Genomic DNA, 18354 nt, shown 5'->3' with positions numbered 1-18354 from the left:
TCGCCATGCAAAATGCGATGCAAATTTAGCCAAAAATAGCTTAATTGTGACAAAAAACGGGCTTTTATTTCAGTATGGACATTATTTTTTTTAAATTTGCAACCTGTTTGAAAAGACTTAAACACACCGTCAACGCCCTGATATGGCTCCTGGCAGGACTGTATCTGGGCATCGCCATCTTTGTCAACATTCCTGTCGCGCAGTCGTTCATCGGGTCGCAGGTGGCCTCGGCACTCGCACAGAAACTGGGCACAAAGGTGTGGGTGGGGCGTGTGGACCTGGGACTGCTCAACCGTGTTGTCATCGACGATGTGCGGCTGCTCGACCAGCAGGGCAAGGAAATGCTGCGCGCCACGCGGCTCTCGGCCAAGCTGGATTACGTGGCCTTGATGGAGGGTCGTATCTCCGTCACCTCGGCCCAGCTCTTCGGATTGAAGGCCAGACTCTGCCAAGCCACGGCCGACGCCCGCCCCAACTATCAGTTTGTACTCGACTCCCTGGCCTCCAAAGACACCACACGGCACACGCCGCTCGACCTCGAAATCAACAGTCTGGTCATCCGTCACGGCGAAGTGAGCTACGACCGGCTGGACCAGCCCGCCCGTCCGGGGCTGGATCTGCACCATCTGCACGTGAGCAATATCAGCGCACACCTTATTTTAAATGCACTGCGCGACGACTCGGTGAACCTGAACGTCAGGAAGATTGCGCTGCGCGAGGCCTCGGGGCTCGACGTGCGGCAGCTGACGCTGCGCCTCGCAGCCAACCGGCGGACGGCCCGGCTGCACGACTTTGTCCTCGAGATGCCCGCCACGCGGCTGTCGCTGAGCGACATCACGGCCACCTACCAGATGGACGGCAAGCAGCTGGAACTCCCCACCCTGCAATACAATGGCAGCATTCTGCAGTCGGTAGTGACGCCGGCCGACGCGGCCGCGCTGCTGCCCCAGCTCGGAAAATTCACCCGGCCCGTGGTGCTGCGGGCGGCCTTTTCGGGCACAAGCACCAGCTTCCGGCTGAACCGACTGGAAGCCGCCATGCCCAAACCAGGCCGCCAACCGGGACTGCAGACGGCGACCGACATCAGAATAGACGTGAGCGGCTCGGTGAGTTCGTGGAACAGCAAGCCGCGATGGGCAGCCACCATCGCCGAGTTCTCCATCGACAAGGCCGGACTGGAGCTGCTGGCCGGAAGCATCCCCGACGTGGCGGCGCGGCTCGAAAGCATCAGCTACCGCGGCACGGCCGGCGGCTATGGACGCGACCTGGCCACCAAGGGCGTGCTGCGCTCGGGGGCCGGCGACGCCCGCGTGGCGCTGGGCATGCACGCCGACAACTTCTCGGGACGGCTGGAAACCGACGGGCTCAACCTCGCACAGCTTCTGGCCAACGACAAGTTCGGGCAGCTGGCCACCCACATCAGCGTGGACGGCAACCTCAAGCAGAAGCGCTATCGGGCCAAGGGCAGCGTGACGCGCATGGACTACAACGCCTACGCCTACCGCAACCTGTCGGTGGACGGAACTTTCGACAATGGACTGCTCAACGGCAAGCTCAGCATCGATGACGAGAATATCGCGGCTGAATTTACCGGTAAACTGAACGCGAACACGGGTAAAACGGCCGCCGATTTCACCGCCAACGTGACGCGTTTACGGCCTAATGCTTTGCACCTGCTCCAAGGAAGGCTGGGCGAAGCCGTCTACAGGGCCGACATTGCGGCCTCTTTTACCGGCGACAACCTGAATACGGCGCGCGGAAAAGTGGCCGTAAGGCGTTTCGCCATGCGATCGCCCGAGTCCGAATACACCCTCGACTCACTCCTGCTGCAGGCCGGCAACGATGCGCGCGGCCACTACCTGACGCTGCAGAGCGACTTTGCCGACGCCTCGGTGACGGGCCGTTTCGACTACGCCACCATCATCCAGAGCGTGAAAAACACCATTGCCAGCAAGCTGCCGAGCATCCAGCAGCTCACCCCCATCAAATACCGCGCCACCCGCGGCAACAACTTCGACCTGCAGGCCACCGTGCGCCGGACCGACTGGCTGCGGCAATTCTTCGGCATCGACCTGGCGCTGGCCCGCCCGCTACGGCTCAGCGGCAGCATGAACAGCCGGTCGGCCCACATGGAAGCCAACCTGCAGGTGCCCGACATCAGCTACGGAGGCGGGCACTACAAGGACGTGTCGGTCGTGGTTTCCTCGCCCAATCAGCAGCTTTGCGCCGACATCCAGCTCACCAAGATGGGCGACGACGGCATTGGCGCCGACTACCGGCTGGAAGCCTCGGCGCACGACGACCAGCTGGCCTCCGTGTTCTCGCTGGACAACCACGCCCGCAAGCAGCGTCTGCGGGGCAAGCTCAATGCGGTGGTGCAGTTCGCCCGGGGCCGCAACGGACAGGCCGAAGCCCACGTGGGCATCGCGTCGTCGCAGCTGAATGTGGGCGACACCGTGTTTGCCATCCACCCCGCCACCATCATCTACAGCCGGCAGCGGCTGGAGGTCAACGACTTTGCCGTGACCAGCGGACGGCAGCACATCCGCATCGACGGCGTGACCACGCGGGAGGGCGACGACTCGCTGCTCGTCGATCTGAACGGCGTGAACGTGAGCTATATCCTCGACCTGGTGAATTTCCATGCCGTAGAGTTCAGCGGCTATGCGTCGGGACGGGCCTACGTGTCGCGCCTGTTCAGCCGCCCCGAAGCCCGCGGCCGGTTGCGCGTGGACGACTTCCGCTTTGAGAACGGACGGCTGGGCACGCTACACGCACAGGTAGGCTGGGACCGCGAAAAGGAGCAGATAGACATCAATGCACAGGCCGTGGACACCATGCACAGCGGCGGCCCGCTGCCCCGCCCCCGGCTCACCACCATCAACGGCTACGTGTCGCCCAAACGCAACTACATCGATCTGGGCATCGAGGCCGACAACACGCGCGGCGAATTTATCCGGAGCTTCTGCTCCAGCTTCATGAACCGTGCCGACATCAACGCCCGCGGGCAGCTCCGGCTGTGGGGCGACCTGAATAAGCTGAACCTCACGGGCGAGATGGTGGCCAACGGGCGCATGGGGCTCTCGCCGCTCAACGTGGAGTATACGCTGCGCAACGACACCATCCGTTGTCTGGTGAACGAGATACGATTTGCGGGCGACACCATCCTCGACCGCAACGGCAACGTAGGCGTGGTGAGGGGAAGCCTCCGCCATCAGCACCTGTCCCGCCTCACCTACGACCTCAAGGCCACCGCCCGCCACCTGCTGGCCTACGACTGGGCGGGCGGCAGCTCATTCTACGGCACCGTCTATGGCACGGGCGAGGTGGCCATCAAGGGCAAGTCGGGCGAGGTGAACATTGACGTCAATCTCACGCCCGAGCGGGGGTCGCAGGTGGTCTACGACGTGTCGCGACCCGAAGCCGTAGGCACGCAAGAGTTCATTCACTGGGCCTCACGCGACTCGCTGGCACTCGTCCCGCCGTCAGGACAGCCGGCTCCGCCGGCCGGAAGCGACGAGGATGCCCCCGACGAGCCCGACATTCCCACCGACATCCGCCTGAACTTCCTAATCAACACCACGCCGGAAGCCACGCTCAAGCTCGTCATGGACAAGGCCACGGGCGACTATATCAACCTGAACGGGTCGGGAACCATCCGTGCCGCCTACTACAACAAGGGCGGGCTCGACATCTTCGGCAACTATCTCATCGATCACGGACTCTACAAACTCACCATCCAGAACGTCATCAAGAAGGACTTTGTCTTCGCCCAGGGCGGCACCATCGTCTTTGGCGGCGACCCGTACAGCGCGCTGCTCAACCTCAAGGCCCAGTACATGGTCAACTCCGTGAGCCTCTCCGACCTGCAGATAGGCCGCAGTTTCTCCAACAACAACATCCGCGTGAACTGCATCATGCACATCACCGGCACACCCGGTACGCCCAAGGTGGCGTTCGACTTGGACATGCCCACCGTGGGGGCCGACGCCAAACAAATGATCTACAGCATCATCAACAGCGAGGAAGAAATGAACCAGCAGGTGCTTTACCTGCTGGCCATCGGCCGTTTCTACTCGCAGGGCAACAACAATGCGGCGGCCGAGGGCAACGGCGGCAACAAGACAAGCCTGGCCATGCAGAGTCTGCTCAGCGGCCAAATCAGCCAACAGCTCAACACGGTGCTGGGCTCTGTCATGAAGAACAACAACTGGAACTTCGGCGCCAACATCTCCACCGGCGACGAAGGATGGAACAATGCCGAGTACGAAGGACTGCTCAGCGGCCGCCTTCTCAACAACCGACTGCTCTTCGACGGCCAGTTCGGCTACCGCGACAACGCCAACGCCACCACCTCGTTCATCGGCGATTTCGATCTGAAATATCTCATCTTCCCGAACGGCAACCTCAGCATCCACGTCTACAACCAGACCAACGACCGCTACTTCACCCGCAGCTCGCTCAACACGCAGGGCATCGGCTTCATTCTGAAACACGATTTCAACAGCTGGCGGGAGCTGTTCCGGCTACGCCGCAAACGTTAAAAAAGAATAAAGCCTTTCCCTCCTTCCACCCCAATTCCCTCTGATTCAGAAAAAAAAGGTACCTTTGCCCCCGATTTGCGAGGGCGTGGCCACGCCATGCCCGAATGATTCACATAAAGTCTAACTTTATTAATTACAAAACATTTAAATTTTATGTCTGATTTCAAGAACGTTCAGCCATTGGACGACTTCAACTGGGACGAGTTTGAAAATGGCGCCGGCAAAAGTGTCGGCAAGGCAGACCTCGAGAAGGCCTACGACGAAACCCTCAACAAAATTCAGGAGCACGAGGTTGTTGAAGGCACGGTAATCTCCCTCGACAAGAAAGAGGTCGTGGTCAACATCGGCTACAAGAGCGACGGCATCATCCCCGCTTCCGAGTTCCGTTACAACCCCGAGCTCAAGGTTGGCGACAAGGTTGAGGTCTATGTAGAGGACCAGGAGGACAAGAAAGGCCAGCTCGTTCTCTCTCACAAAAAGGCTCGCCTGAGCAAGAGCTGGGAGCTCATCAACAAGGCTCTCGAGAACAACGAGGTTATTCAGGGCTACATCAAGTGCCGCACCAAGGGCGGCATGATCGTTGATGTGTTCGGCATCGAGGCTTTCCTCCCCGGCAGCCAGATCGACGTTCACCCCATACGCGACTACGATGTGTTCGTAGGCAAGACCATGGAGTTCAAGGTTGTGAAGATCAACCAGGAGTTCCGCAACGTTGTGGTTTCCCACAAGGCACTCATCGAAGCCGAGCTGGAAGCCCAGAAGAAAGAAATTATCTCTCACCTGGAGAAAGGACAGGTGCTCGAGGGTACCGTCAAGAACATCACCTCCTACGGCGTATTCGTCGACCTCGGCGGTGTCGACGGACTCGTTCACATCACCGATCTGTCCTGGGGCCGCGTCAGCGATCCGCATGAGGTGGTGGCCCTCGACCAGAAGATTCAGGTCGTTATCCTCGACTTCGACGAGGAGAAGAAGCGCATCGCCCTCGGTCTGAAGCAGCTCACGCCGCATCCTTGGGATGCGCTCGACGCCAACCTGAAGGTGGGCGACCACATCAAGGGCAAGGTTGTGGTGATTGCCGACTACGGTGCTTTCGTGGAAATCCAGCCCGGCGTAGAGGGTCTCATCCACGTCAGCGAGATGTCTTGGAGCCAGCACTTGCGCTCGGCACAGGAGTTCCTCCACGTGGGCGACGAGATAGAGGCCGTTATTCTGACCCTCGACCGCCAGGAACGCAAGATGTCGCTCGGCATCAAGCAGCTCAAGGAAGACCCTTGGGAGACCATCGAGCAGAAGTATCCCGTGGGCAGCAGACACACTGCCAAGGTGCGCAACTTCACCAACTTCGGCATCTTCGTCGAGCTCGAAGAGGGCGTCGACGGCCTGATTCACATCTCAGACCTCTCTTGGACCAAGAAGGTGAAGCATCCGTCAGAGTTCACCACCGTGGGTGCCGCAATCGATGTTGTCGTTCTTGAGATCGACAAGGAGAACCGCCGCCTCAGCCTCGGCCACAAGCAGCTCGAGGACAATCCCTGGGACGTTTACGAGAGCATCTACACGCCCGGCACCGTTCACGAGGGCAAGATCACCGAGATGATGGACAAGGGTGCCGTGATTACCCTGAACGAGGGCGGCGAGGGCTTTGCCACACCGAAGCACCTCACCAAGGAAGACGGCTCGCAGGCCCAGCAGGGCGAGGAGCTCCCCTTCAAGGTCATCGAGTTCAACAAGGACAGCCGTCGCATCATCCTCTCCCACTCCCGCACGTTCGAGGAGGGCAAGGACGACATCAAGCCGCGCCGCCACTCTACTGCAAGCAGCCGCAAGCAGAACGACGCTCCCGTCATCAACAATGTTGCTGCCGGCACTTCGCTCGGCGACCTCGACGTGCTCGCCAAGCTAAAAGCCGACCTCGACAAGAACAAGTAAGCCAAGGCCACAGGCCAACGGCCAATCCTCATAGGGCCGCTTCCCGTCATTAGGGGAGCGGCCCTTGCTGTTTCCGCACGCCGCCGGGCGTTCTTTCCCGTGGAAAGCGCAAAGTCCCCGTGGTGTCCGGGGCCTTGAAAAGCACCGCAAGCTGGGCTCGCGGCCTTGCCCGTGATGCTTTTGGGAGTTCCCGCAAGGCTCCCAGCGTTCCCTTTGATGCTTGCGGGAGCCCCGCAAGGCTCCCGGCAAACCTTTTGAACCTTTTGGAAGTTCCCGAAAGGCTCCCAGCGTTCCCTTTGATGCTTGCGGGAGCCCCGCAAGGCTCCCGGCAAACCTTTTGAACCTTTTGGAAGTTCCCGAAAGGCTCTCGGCAATCCCTTTGAAGCTTGCGGAAGTTCCCGAAAGGCTCCCGGCCATTTCTTGCATGGCATAGGCGTAGGGTCCGGCCTCCGAACCGTCCCCACACGGCAAAACCGCACATGCTCCTGTCCTTTGCCAAACTGCCCGTCACCCAAGGAGCCGCTCGTCTTTAATATATGTTAATCGTTATCAATTATTCCAGCGTTGTCTGCCCATTCTCATCGTTTTTCAGTACCTTTGCAACCAATTCAACACAGCGGGTGTTTCCATCCCGGAAACATTCTTCATTTCAACACCATTTTTTATACAATATATGTATAGCAAAGACGAATTATTAGCTAAAAGTATCTCCGAGCTCGAAGATATTGCGCATCAGCTTGACCTCAATCCGCAGGACCACGGCGACCAGGAACAGCTCATTTATGCTATTCTGGACAAGCAAGCCGACGAGGAAGGCAACAAAAACCCACTTGGCTCTTCCAAGCGCAAGCGCACGCGCATTGCAAGACAGGAGACCGACCGCGTCTATTCCGTGAAAGGCAAAGAGGGAGAGAACTTCGATACCAAGAAAAGCAAGGCAGCCAACGCCCCGCAGCAGCTCTTCAAAGACCTGCCCCAAGCTGCCGAAAAACCGGCCGAGCAGCCCGCCGCCGCCGAGGAGACGGACAACGACCACATCAAGGCTCTGGAGGCCGAACTGGCCGCACTGCCCAAGCACCGCGGACCCAAGACCAAGCGTGAGCGCGAACTCATTGCCGAGATTGAGGCTGCACGCGGCACCGCCTACACGGACAAGGACAACGGTGGGGAACCTGAGGACGAAGACACCAACGACAATACAAACGGGCAGCTCGACGCCGACTTTATCCCCGAAGCCACCTTTGCCGCCAGGAAGAACGAAGACAACGAGGGCGACAGTAGCGACCTGATAGCCCAGCTGCAAGCCAAGGTCAAGATGCACAACGAGTCTAACGGCGACAATGCCGAGCCCGCACCCGACGGCATCTGGGGCGGCGATCCCGCCGACGGCACCGACTTTATCCCCGTCGTCGACCTGCCCATCGAAGATCAAGGGGCCGTACCCAACTACGACATGTTCGACAACCCCACGACTCCCTACCCGCAGCCCGCCGTTCCGGCTTATCAGCAGCCCATGGAGCTGCCCTCGGGCAATGGCGCACAGTCACCTTACGACTTCTCCGAACTGATTGCAGCCAACGGCGTGCTCGAGATTATGCCCGACGGTTACGGATTCCTGCGCTCCAGCGACTACAACTATCTCTCCTCGCCCGACGACATCTACGTGGTTGGCAACCAAATCAAGCACTACGGTCTGAAGACCGGCGACGTGGTGCAGTGCCACGTGCGGCCGCCCCGCGAAGGCGAGAAATACTTCCCGCTGACGAGCATCGACAAGATCAACGGCCGGCTGCCGTCCGAGATTCGCGACCGCATGCCTTTCGAGCACCTCACTCCTCTCTTCCCCGAAGAGAAGTTCTCGCTCTGCGGCGACCCCGCCACCACCAACCTCTCCACGCGCATCGTGGACCTGTTCTCCCCCATCGGCAAGGGCCAGCGCGCCCTCATCGTGGCCCAACCCAAGACCGGCAAGACCATCTTGATGAAGAACATTGCCAACGCCATCGCCGCCAACCACCCGGAGGCTTACCTCATGATGCTGCTCATCGACGAGCGGCCGGAGGAGGTGACCGACATGGCACGCACCGTCAATGCCGAGGTCATTGCCTCAACCTTCGACGAGCCGGCCGAACGCCACGTGAAGATTGCCGGCATCGTGCTCGAGAAAGCCAAGCGCATGGTGGAGTGCGGGCACGACGTCGTGATATTCCTCGACTCCATCACCCGTCTGGCCCGCGCCTACAACACGGTGTCGCCGGCCAGCGGCAAGGTGCTCACCGGCGGTGTGGACGCCAACGCCCTGCAGAAGCCCAAGCGGTTCTTCGGCGCTGCCCGCAACATTGAGGGCGGCGGTTCGCTCACCATCATCGCCACGGCCCTCATCGACACGGGCTCGAAGATGGACGAGGTGATCTTTGAAGAGTTCAAGGGAACCGGCAACATGGAGCTGCAACTCGACCGCTCGCTCTCGAACAAGCGCATCTTCCCGTCGGTCAACCTCGTGGCATCGAGCACGCGGCGCGACGACCTGCTGCAGGACAAGACCACGCTCGACCGCATGTGGATTCTGCGCAAGTACATTTCCGACATGAACCCCATCGAGGCCATGAACTCCATTCACGACCGCATGCAGACCACGCACGACAATGCAGAGTTCCTCATGTCGATGAACGGATAGCCCCGCCGCTGTCCCATCCACACAGCGCAAGCCCTGCCTTTGGAACCGTCCAAGGGCAGGGCTTGCTGCTTTTTAGAAACGAAGTGAGGCGAAAGCGCAAGTATTTACTCCACCAGCCCGGCAATCAGGCGGCGGTCTACGGCCGGAATGCCGTACACGTCGAGCAGGGCGGCGTCTTTTTGGAACTGGGCGAGCACATCGGGCACAGGTTGTCCCTTGTCACGGCTCATGGCCGTCCAGCGCTTCATCAGCTCCACGGCCTCGCCGCCATGTCCCATGAACCACTGGGCGTAGCCCGCATTCAGGCAGTCGGCCGGCGTGCACTCCTTGCTCTCCACAATGTGCCGATAGTGTCGGGCGGCCTGGTCGGCATGCCCCAGCCACAGGTGGCCCCAGGCCAGTGCACGCTCCACGTTCAGGTTGTCGGGCTGCTCGTAGGCCAGGCGGAAGAGCATCTTTTGCCCCTCTTCTGCCCGTCCGTCGTTGATGAGCGCGATGGCTTGGCTGAGCGCCAGCTGGGGCTGGTCGGGATGGCGTTCGCAAAGCCATCCATAACGCTCGGCCGCCTCATGATAGTCTTCCACTCTGAAGCTGGCGCGGGCATAGCCCCGCACGGCCTGCTCGTCGTCGGGCTGCAGCTCGCAGAGACGGGCGTAGAGGGCCTGTGCCTGGAAATACTGCCCCTCGTGCATGCAGAGCAGGGCCTCCATGCGCATGTCGTCGGGGCGGTCGGCCTGCTTGTAAGCGTAGAAAAGCGCGGACAGCGCACCGTACATCTGCTGCTTGAGCAGGAACCGCTGCACGCGCCGCGCCTCCTCGCCCATGCGGCCGAGGCACACGCCGCGCTGCATCAGCAGGAAGCGTGAGTCGGCAAAGGGGTCGGCAAAGCTCGTCCGAAAGTCCGACAGGCGGAAGAAACGATAGAGGTCTTGCAGGTACATGCGCCGCACGTAGGCCGGCGACTGCAGGTCGGTCTCGCCGTCGCCCGCAATCTCCATCGTGGCCTCACCGCTCAGCAACATCTCGCGGATGTTGGCCGGAAGATTGGCAAACACGGTGGAAAGTCCCAAGGCAAAGCTGTATTTGTCGGAGTCGCAGAACGGGCCCGACTGGAACAGATGGGCCATGAAAGCCGAGCCCAGCAGTTCGGCGGGCAGGTGGCGCAGCTGCGGATGGTCGGGCGAGAAGGGCACAAACCAGTTGCTCAGCGTATAGAAAAAGGAGAAACGCTTCATCTGCGAGAAGCCGCCGAAGTAGATGTCGGCCCCCTGCCGGCGCATGTCCATCATCTTCCGAATGCTGCGCTCCATCTCCTCCATCTTCTTGTCGGCCGCATCTGGATGCAGGATGTCCTCGAGCGCGTCCTCGTCTTTCTCCTTGATGCCGAAGCGGGTAATCTCCAGATTCCGGTTCTTCATCAACGTGGGCATAACGTCCTGCTGCAAGCGGGCGTGGTCGCGCTCGGCATTTCGGCAGTAGACCACCTGCATCTGCAGCTCCAACAGCTCTTGGCGCACGTTCTGCGCATCGAGCAGATAGCGCACGCGGGCCGCCACCCGGGGGAACAAGGCCAGCACCTCGTCGTCCAGGGCAAAGGCCCATCCCACCAAGGCCCGCTGGCGCACGTGCTCGTCCTGGGCCAGGGCGTAGACCTCGGTCAAGGCCAGCAGCCGTTCGGGGTCACCCTGATTCATGGCCCCAAGCATGAGGGCCGTCACCAGCAGCTGGGCATCGGCCGCGTCGACCGTGGGCGAGACGAGCAGCTCGGCCATGTCGCGACCGAAATCACGGCTCCACTGATGAGAGAAGACCATGGCGTCGAACAGCCGCTGCGTATAGGCATGGTGGGCGTCGTAGACGGCGCGGAGCCGCGACTGCCGGGCCTCGTCGGGCTCCAGCGAGCTCACGGCCACGTCCGAGACAAAGGCCTCAAGCTGCCGGCGGATGGCCTCGGTCTCGAACGTCAGGCCGTCGCGGTGCTGCACATGAACGGCGAGACGGGCATCGTGGGCCGTCAGGCCGTCGAGCTCGATGTCGCGCACCAGCCGGTAAAGCCGCCGGAACAGCTGCCCGTAGAGTTCCTCGCGCTTGGCGTCGGGATAGCCCCGTAGCAGGAAGTCGCACATCAGCCGGTAGTCGGCCTCTATCTCTTCCAGGCGGGTGCGCTGCGCATCGTAATGATGGTCTTCGACAAACCGGCGGGCGGCACGCAGGGCCTCGCCCAGGGTGCCGCCGTCGGCCATGCGGCGACGCAGCTGTCGCAGCGTCTCCTGCTGGGCGTTCCAGTCGCCGTGTTGCTGATGATGTTCCATATCAATAGGTGGGTATGAGCGTTGGTCATGAGCCCGTGCCGTTGCGTCGGCGGGCCCGCTCCACGTCCCCGGGGCGCGGCGCGGCGGCATGGGCATAGTGCAACCGGGGCAGGGCGGCTATGGTCTTGCCATCCACATCCATGTACTTGCGGATGACGGCGGCATAGTGGGCCGTGCCGTTGCGGTTGATGGAGTCGCACGCTTGGTTGTACGCTTTCACGAAGAGTTGCAGCTGCCGCCGGCGCCGCTTGTCCTTGAGGGCGCGCTCGCTGAAGGCGATGACACCCAGCCGGAGGCCCTTATCGCGGCTGTCCATCAGAACCGGGTTGCGGTGCAGACGGGCCACGGTGGCCTGGGGCTCGGGAAGCAGCATGGCGTCCATCTCGTTGTTGAGCAGCATGCGCAGCCGCACATGCACGTCGTTCACCTGTATGCGGTACACGTCGTGCTTGGGCTTCGCGCTGTCTACGGCCATGTCGGCCAGCCAGTCGGTGGCCGAATGGCGGGTCATGGCTATCATCTTGTCGGAGAGTTGCTTCAGTTCCTGCACGCGGGCCAGGCGGTTGGCCACGAGCTGCCACTGGGCGTTGGTGGCGGCTACATAGCGCAGCGGCGTGCCCTCGCGACGCAGCCGCTCAGCGCGCACCAGGTCGGTCGCCACGCCCTCCACGTGTCCGCCGGCGATGAGGGTGTCGCCGTCCATCTGCGAACTGCGCGCCCGCAGACGCACGTCCACGCCGGCAGCCCGGAACAGGCTGTCGTCCACCCCGACAAACAGCGGCAGACAGTCCATCGTGGGTGTGGTGGCAATCTTCAGCGCGGCCGAGTCCTGGCGGGCCAAGGCCCGGCGTTCGACCCGACTGAGCCGCTGCCGTTCCTGCGCCGAGGGGCCGCAGGAGCCCGCGACAGCCGCCATGACGGCGGCAACGATGAGGGAATAGAGCTTATTCATTGCGTTGCAAAGTTAAGCATTATTTTTGCAACTACAGAAAAAAATGGTACTTTTGCAGCGATTAACATCCGGCAAACGGCACCCGCCTGACGGGGTGCACATTCATGATGGCAAAGGACAAGACAATGTATGTATGCAGCCATTGCGGCTACGAGTCGGCCAAATGGCTGGGCAAATGCCCCTCGTGCGGCGAGTGGTCTACGTTTAAGGAAATCAAGGTGGCGGCCGGCAGCGGCACCCATGCGGCCCGCAACGCGGCCATGACGCTGCGCCGTGGCGACACGGTCGCCCACGCCCACGCGGGTTCTGCAAGCCGTCCCGTGCGGCTGCAGGAGATTTCATCCAGGGACGAACCCCGTATCGACACCCACGATGCAGAGCTCAACCGCGTGCTCGGCGGCGGCATCGTGCCGGGCAGCATCGTGTTGCTGGGCGGCGAACCGGGCATCGGCAAGTCCACCCTCACGCTGCAAACCATCCTCGCCATGCCCGAACGCCGCATCCTCTACGTGAGCGGAGAGGAGAGCGCCCACCAAATCAAGATGCGCGCCGAACGCCTGAACCCTGCCCATCCCGACTCCATTTTCATCCTCTGCGAAACCTCGCTCGAGCACGTTTTCAGCCACGTCGAGGAGGTGAGGCCCGAGCTGGTGGTCATCGACTCCATCCAGACCATGGCTACCGAGACCGTAGACTCCTCGCCGGGCAGCGTCACGCAGGTGCGCGAGTGTGCGGCCGCCCTGCTGCGTTTTGCCAAGACCAGCGGTGTGCCCGTGGTGCTCATCGGCCACATCAACAAGGAGGGCACGCTGGCCGGGCCCAAGATACTGGAGCACATTGTGGACACGGTGGTGCAGTTTGAGGGCGACCAGCACTACATGTACCGCATTCTGCGCAGCATCAAGAACCGCTTTGGCAGCACCTCCGAGCTGGGCATCTACGAAATGCGGCAGGACGGACTGCGCCAGGTGAGCAACCCCTCGGAGCTGCTGCTCACCGAAGACCACGAGGGACTTTCGGGCGTAGCCATCAGTTCGGCCATCGAGGGCGTGCGCCCTTTCCTGGTCGAGACCCAGGCCTTGGTGTCCTCTGCGGCCTACGGCACGCCGCAACGCTCGGCCACGGGCTTCGACCAACGGCGGCTCAACATGCTGCTGGCCGTGCTCGAAAAACGGGTGGGCTTCAAGCTCATGCAGAAAGACGTGTTCCTCAACATCGCCGGCGGGCTGCGCGTCACCGACATGGCCATGGACCTGAGCGTCATTGCCGCCGTGCTCTCGAGCAACGTAGATACCCCCATTGAGCCCGGCTGGTGCATGTGCGGAGAGGTGGGACTGAGCGGCGAGGTGCGGCCCGTGAGCCGCGTGGAGCAGCGCATCGCCGAGGCCGAGAAGCTCGGTTTCGGCCACATCATCCTGCCCGCCTACCACCTCAAGAGCCTCAACGCCCACAGATTCTCCATCGAGCTCCACCCCGTGCGCAAGGTCGAGGAGGCCCTCCGCGCCCTCTTCGGATAGCTCTGGCACGGCGGCGGGGGCCGCCCATTCCTCATATTCTCTTCCAAATGAAAGATTCCATCATCATTGTCAGCGGTGGCATGGACTCCATCACCATGCTCTACGAGTTCCGCAACCGCATTGCCCTGGGCCTATCGTTCGACTATGGCAGCAACCACAACGCCCAGGAGCTGCCCTTGGCCCGGATGCACTGCCGGCGGCTCGGCATTCCCCACGTCACCATTCCCCTGGACTTCATGTCCCGCTACTTCAAGTCGAGTCTGCTTGAGGGCGCAGCCGCCATTCCCGAGGGCGACTACGACGAGCAGAACATGCTGTCCACGGTGGTGCCTTTCCGCAACGGCATCATGCTGAGCATCGCCGCGGGCATGGCCGAGAGCCGCGGGCTGAAGCGCGTCATGATGGCCAACCACACCGGCGACCACACCGTCTATCCCGACTGCCGGTCTGAGTTTGTCGAGGCCATGTCGGCCGCCACCCGCGCCGGCACCTGGCCGGGCATTGAGGTGTGGGCTCCCTACACCCGTCTGACCAAGGCCGGCATAGCCCGCCGTGGCAAGGCCTTGGGCCTCGACTACGCCGAGACGTGGAGCTGCTACAAGGGCGGCGAACGGCACTGCGGCCAGTGCGGCACCTGCCGCGAACGGCGTGAGGCACTGGCCGAGGCCGGCATTACCGACACCACGCCCTACGAAGACTGACGCGACGGCACCATGGTGGCGTCGCCGTCGTACCAAAATCGCCGTGCGAAAAACCTGCAATCGCAGCGCGAAAAACCCGCAGACGCGCGGCCAAAACGGTGGAATCGCAACGCCGTTACGGCTCAATCGCGGGGCCGCCAAACCGCCATGGCCGCGGCGCGAGGCGTATGCCGCACCGCAAAACCCCGTCTGCCCCCGGGCCACAAGGCCTCGGGGGCAGAATCGTATAGGGGCGGAGGGTACGTCCCCGCCCACCGCTTTTTGCCATATACAGCTGACAATCACCGCCCCCGTGACGAAAAAAAAGCAAAAAACCAAGGGCCGCAGTCCCCGTTGTCCCAGAAAAACAGTATCTTTGCAAGTGATAGCACAGACTTTCACTAACTATAAATACAAGCTAAAATGACAATCGAAGAATTTAACTTTGCCGGTAAGAAGGCAATCGTTCGCGTAGATTTCAATGTGCCATTGGACGAGAATGGCAACGTCACCGACGACACCCGCATCCGCGGCGCCCTGCCCACACTGAAGAAAGTGCTGGCCGACGGCGGTGCCGTCATCATGATGAGCCACATGGGCAAGCCCAAAGGCAAGGTGAACCCCAAGCTCAGCCTGGGCCAGATCGTGGGCAAGGTGTCCGAGTTGCTGGGCGTTGACGTGAAGTTTGCCAAGGACTGCGCCAACGCTTCCACCGAGGCCGAGGCCCTGAAGCCGGGCGAAGCCCTGCTGCTGGAGAACCTCCGCTTCTATCCCGAGGAGGAGGGCAAGCCCGTGGGCGTGGAGAAAGGCACACCCGAATACGACGAGGCCAAGAAGGCCCTCAAGGTGTCGCAGAAAGAGTTTGCCAAGAAACTCGCCTCCTATGCCGACGTTTACGTGATGGATGCCTTTGGCACCGCCCACCGCAAACACGCCTCGACGGCCGTCATCGACGAGTTCTTCGATGCCGACCACCGCATGCTGGGCTACCTCATGGAGAAAGAAGTGAAGGCCGTGGACAGCGTGCTCAACAACATCAAGCGGCCTTTCGTGGCCATCATGGGCGGTTCCAAGGTATCGTCGAAGATTGGCATCATCGAGAACCTGCTGGGCAAGGTCGACAAGCTCATCCTCTGTGGCGGCATGACCTACACCTTCTCGAAGGCTCACGGCGGCGAGATTGGCGACTCCATCGTGGAACTCGACAAGCTGGACGTAGCTCTCAGCGTGGAGCAACTGGCCAAGAAGAACGGCGTGGAACTCGTGCTCGGCACCGACTCCGTATGTGGTGACGCTTTCTCCAACGACGCCAACCGCCGGGTATATCCCTCAGACGCCATCCCCGCCGGCTGGGAAGGCATGGATGCCGGCCCCGACACGCAGAAGGCTTTCGTCGAGGCCATCAAGGGTGCCAAGACCATTTTGTGGAACGGCCCGGCCGGCGTGTTCGAGTTCGACAACTTCACCGCCGGCTCGCGCGCCATTGGCGAAGCCATTGCCGAGGCCACGGCCGAGGGTGCTTTCTCGCTCATCGGCGGCGGCGACTCCGTGGCTTGTGTCAACAAGTTCGGGCTGGCCGACAAGGTTTCGTACATCTCTACCGGCGGCGGCGCCCTGCTCGAGGCCATCGAGGGCAAGGAGCTTCCCGGCGTGGCAGCCATCAAGGCCTGATCGCCTCCCGCCTCATCAATAAGCGTCCTCCCCATCCGGGGAGGACGCTTCTGCTTGTCTGGGGCTGCCCTATTCGCTCAATTGCCTCATCAGCCGCTCAAATTCCGGCAAGTTCCGTGGGTCGGCATCTGTATCCATGACGTTGCCTTGCGGGTCTATCAGCCGGTAAGTGGGATAGGAATTCAGCCGAAAATACTTCTCTATAGCCTGCTGCTGACTGCGTGGCAAGTTATAGTGCACGCAGTTTTCCCGAGTCAGCCGGTATTCCTGAATCGTATTTTTCCAAGATTCCTCGGGGCTGTTGCTGGCCAAATACATAAATATCATATCGTAAGGGGCAAGCGTTTCATATAGGGATTCACTGTGCGACAATGCTTCCTTACAAGGGGCGCACCATGTTCCCCAGACATCTATCAGGACATAATGACCGCGATAAGGCTCCGTCATCTTGGCCAACAGTTCCTTGCCCTCCTTGATTCCGGCCAAGGGTTCGTTGGATTTCAGGCAGGTTGCGTTCTTGAAATCCTGCCGTTCCAGAGCCTGATACCTGAGATGCTCGGCCATGACACGAGCCTTTGCCGCGGGCATCCCCACATCGGCATGGAGCCTTTCGAGCAGGGACGGGGCCAAAGAATGACGATTGCGGCTGATGATCTGGCTGTAACGGCCGGCCATCAGCATGTCTTTCAGGTCCGGGCTACATCCCAGTGAGTCCACCGCACGCTTGTAATCCCTAAGCCGGGCTCCCTCCATTTCCACGGCATACTTCTGCGACAAGTTGGCATATGCGTCCCAAATCTCAAGATTGTCATTCTGGTACGCTTCATACACCTTTATTTTCTCTTCGTCGCCTTTAGCCTTTTCAATAGTCTGCCACATGTCTGCAATGAGCTCATCCCATTTTTGCGCTTGCTCTTTTTCCTCGTCTGTCAGTGTTGTATGGTACAATTCTGCGGCCTCCCGAAGCTCTTCCGAAAAACTCTTTTCCATACCATCATCAAGCAAATCGTTCATGAACCATACCAACTCACGATACAGCGTGAAAGGACACGCAGGGTTTTCTACGAAATGTTGAAGGGCGTAAGCGCGGATATGAGGCGGCAATCTGAACGACGGACTCGAATATTTAGCCTGACTGATCGTGTAGGCCTCGCCGTATTTCATCTTCGCCCGGGTGTATTCCTTGAAACGTTCCGACAGGCGGGGATGGGCGGCCAACATCTTGTTGAAAGCCGTTTCGTTCGCTTTCCGGCTGTCTGCCACCTCTTGCATAAAGTGAGGAAAGTCCTCGGATTCGTCCTTCCTCTTGAAAGAGGGGGCGAAATCGGTCATCAGAATCTCATTCTGCAAGCGTGCATGCTTTCCCATGATGAAGCGTTCGCCTGTTTCAAAATCGCACAAAAGGAAATAGGTCTCCCCGGGTTCAAACACCGACACGATGCGACTGCGTTGCCAATCAAGGTAGACTTCGGTGGTATTGAGCAGCGGGAGCGTCAGGCAGAAGTGCCCGTCCGGGTCTATTTTTACGGAGAAGCTCTTTTCTTGATTGATCAACACATCTGTAAACGTCACGTCGAAATCGCTGTTCTGCGATTTTTCCTTTGCAGACATGTGGCGCAGCCATCCCTCGATGGTCACCGAATCTTCACGAAGACAACCCGTGTCCTTGATGGGCGAAGCGTCTTTTGTCGGATAGTCGGGCAACCGATTTGTCACGATTCGCTGGCAAACGACTGGACTGCGGTTACCTATTGTCATCTTGCACAAACCGTTTTTGCGCATGTCTGCCCGTACCGACAACTCCTCCTTGCCGTCTGTCAGCAGGAAAAGCCACCGATTGCCCTGCCGCTCCCTTTGCTTGTATTGCCAGAAACGAGCGTCGCAAACAGCCCCCTCGGCATAGAAGCTGATTTCCCAATCACCTGTCTCCGTGTTTCTCCAAGCGGATGGGGCAAGTGCATCGTCAATGATGCCATTCGTCGAACATGGGTTGCCCAACACCGCCATACTATTAAACAAGAGGATGACAAGCAGAAACCGCTTGTACATTTTCAGGATTCTGAAGATGG

General features: G+C 60.5%; 9 protein-coding genes. 6 read left to right on the top strand and 3 right to left on the bottom strand.

The window, feature by feature from the left end:
• Window positions 1–74 precede the first annotated feature (74 nt).
• The 3 genes from PREDE_RS02040 (at window position 75) to rho (ending at window position 9153) form a co-directional block, all read left to right on the top strand.
• The gene (locus tag PREDE_RS02040; protein ID WP_005843807.1) at window positions 75–4544 is read left to right on the top strand and encodes a translocation/assembly module TamB domain-containing protein; all 4470 of its coding nucleotides are present in this window, start codon (window positions 75–77) and stop codon (window positions 4542–4544) included.
• 153 nt (window positions 4545–4697) lie between these two features.
• Window positions 4698–6476, top strand: a complete 1779-nt coding sequence (gene rpsA, locus PREDE_RS02035; RefSeq protein ID WP_005843811.1) for a 30S ribosomal protein S1 — start codon at window positions 4698–4700, stop codon at window positions 6474–6476.
• Window positions 6477–7149: 673 nt separating this feature from the next.
• Window positions 7150–9153 carry a transcription termination factor Rho gene (gene rho, locus PREDE_RS02030; RefSeq protein WP_005843817.1) on the top strand — a complete coding sequence of 668 codons (2004 nt, stop codon included), beginning with the start codon at window positions 7150–7152 and terminating at the stop codon, window positions 9151–9153.
• Window positions 9154–9257: 104 nt separating this feature from the next.
• Here the strand turns inward: rho and PREDE_RS02025 are convergent, their stop codons facing one another.
• Together PREDE_RS02025 and PREDE_RS02020 are read right to left on the bottom strand one after the other, a co-directional pair.
• Entirely contained in the window at window positions 9258–11465 is a 2208-nt protein-coding gene (locus PREDE_RS02025) for a tetratricopeptide repeat protein (protein ID WP_005843819.1), read from the bottom strand.
• A 25-nt stretch (window positions 11466–11490) separates the two neighbouring features.
• Window positions 11491–12417, bottom strand: a complete 927-nt coding sequence (locus tag PREDE_RS02020) for an ABC transporter substrate-binding protein (protein WP_005843821.1) — start codon at window positions 12415–12417, stop codon at window positions 11491–11493.
• A gap of 107 nt (window positions 12418–12524) precedes the next feature.
• Between PREDE_RS02020 and radA the strand changes: the two genes are divergently transcribed.
• The 3 genes from radA to PREDE_RS02005 all read left to right on the top strand — a co-directional run bounded on the left by radA (window position 12525) and on the right by PREDE_RS02005 (window position 16285).
• A complete protein-coding gene (radA, locus tag PREDE_RS02015) occupies window positions 12525–13934 on the top strand; it encodes a DNA repair protein RadA (RefSeq protein WP_044126759.1) in 1410 nt (469 codons plus the stop codon).
• Window positions 13935–13981: 47 nt separating this feature from the next.
• On the top strand, window positions 13982–14635 hold the full coding sequence (gene queC / locus PREDE_RS02010) for a 7-cyano-7-deazaguanine synthase QueC (RefSeq protein WP_005843824.1): 654 nt from the start codon (window positions 13982–13984) through the stop codon (window positions 14633–14635).
• 402 nt (window positions 14636–15037) lie between these two features.
• Window positions 15038–16285 (top strand): phosphoglycerate kinase, encoded by a 1248-nt coding sequence (locus PREDE_RS02005; RefSeq protein WP_005843826.1) that lies wholly within the window; start codon window positions 15038–15040, stop codon window positions 16283–16285.
• Window positions 16286–16354: 69 nt separating this feature from the next.
• Here the strand turns inward: PREDE_RS02005 and PREDE_RS02000 are convergent, their stop codons facing one another.
• Window positions 16355–18292, bottom strand: a complete 1938-nt coding sequence (locus PREDE_RS02000; protein ID WP_244879147.1) for a TlpA family protein disulfide reductase — start codon at window positions 18290–18292, stop codon at window positions 16355–16357.
• Window positions 18293–18354 lie beyond the last annotated feature (62 nt).

The organism is Prevotella dentalis DSM 3688, from assembly GCF_000242335.1.
Classification (GTDB): domain Bacteria; phylum Bacteroidota; class Bacteroidia; order Bacteroidales; family Bacteroidaceae; genus Prevotella; species Prevotella seregens.
Note: the sequence above shows the minus strand (reverse complement) of the source record. Positions and strands in the feature narration are given on the sequence as shown.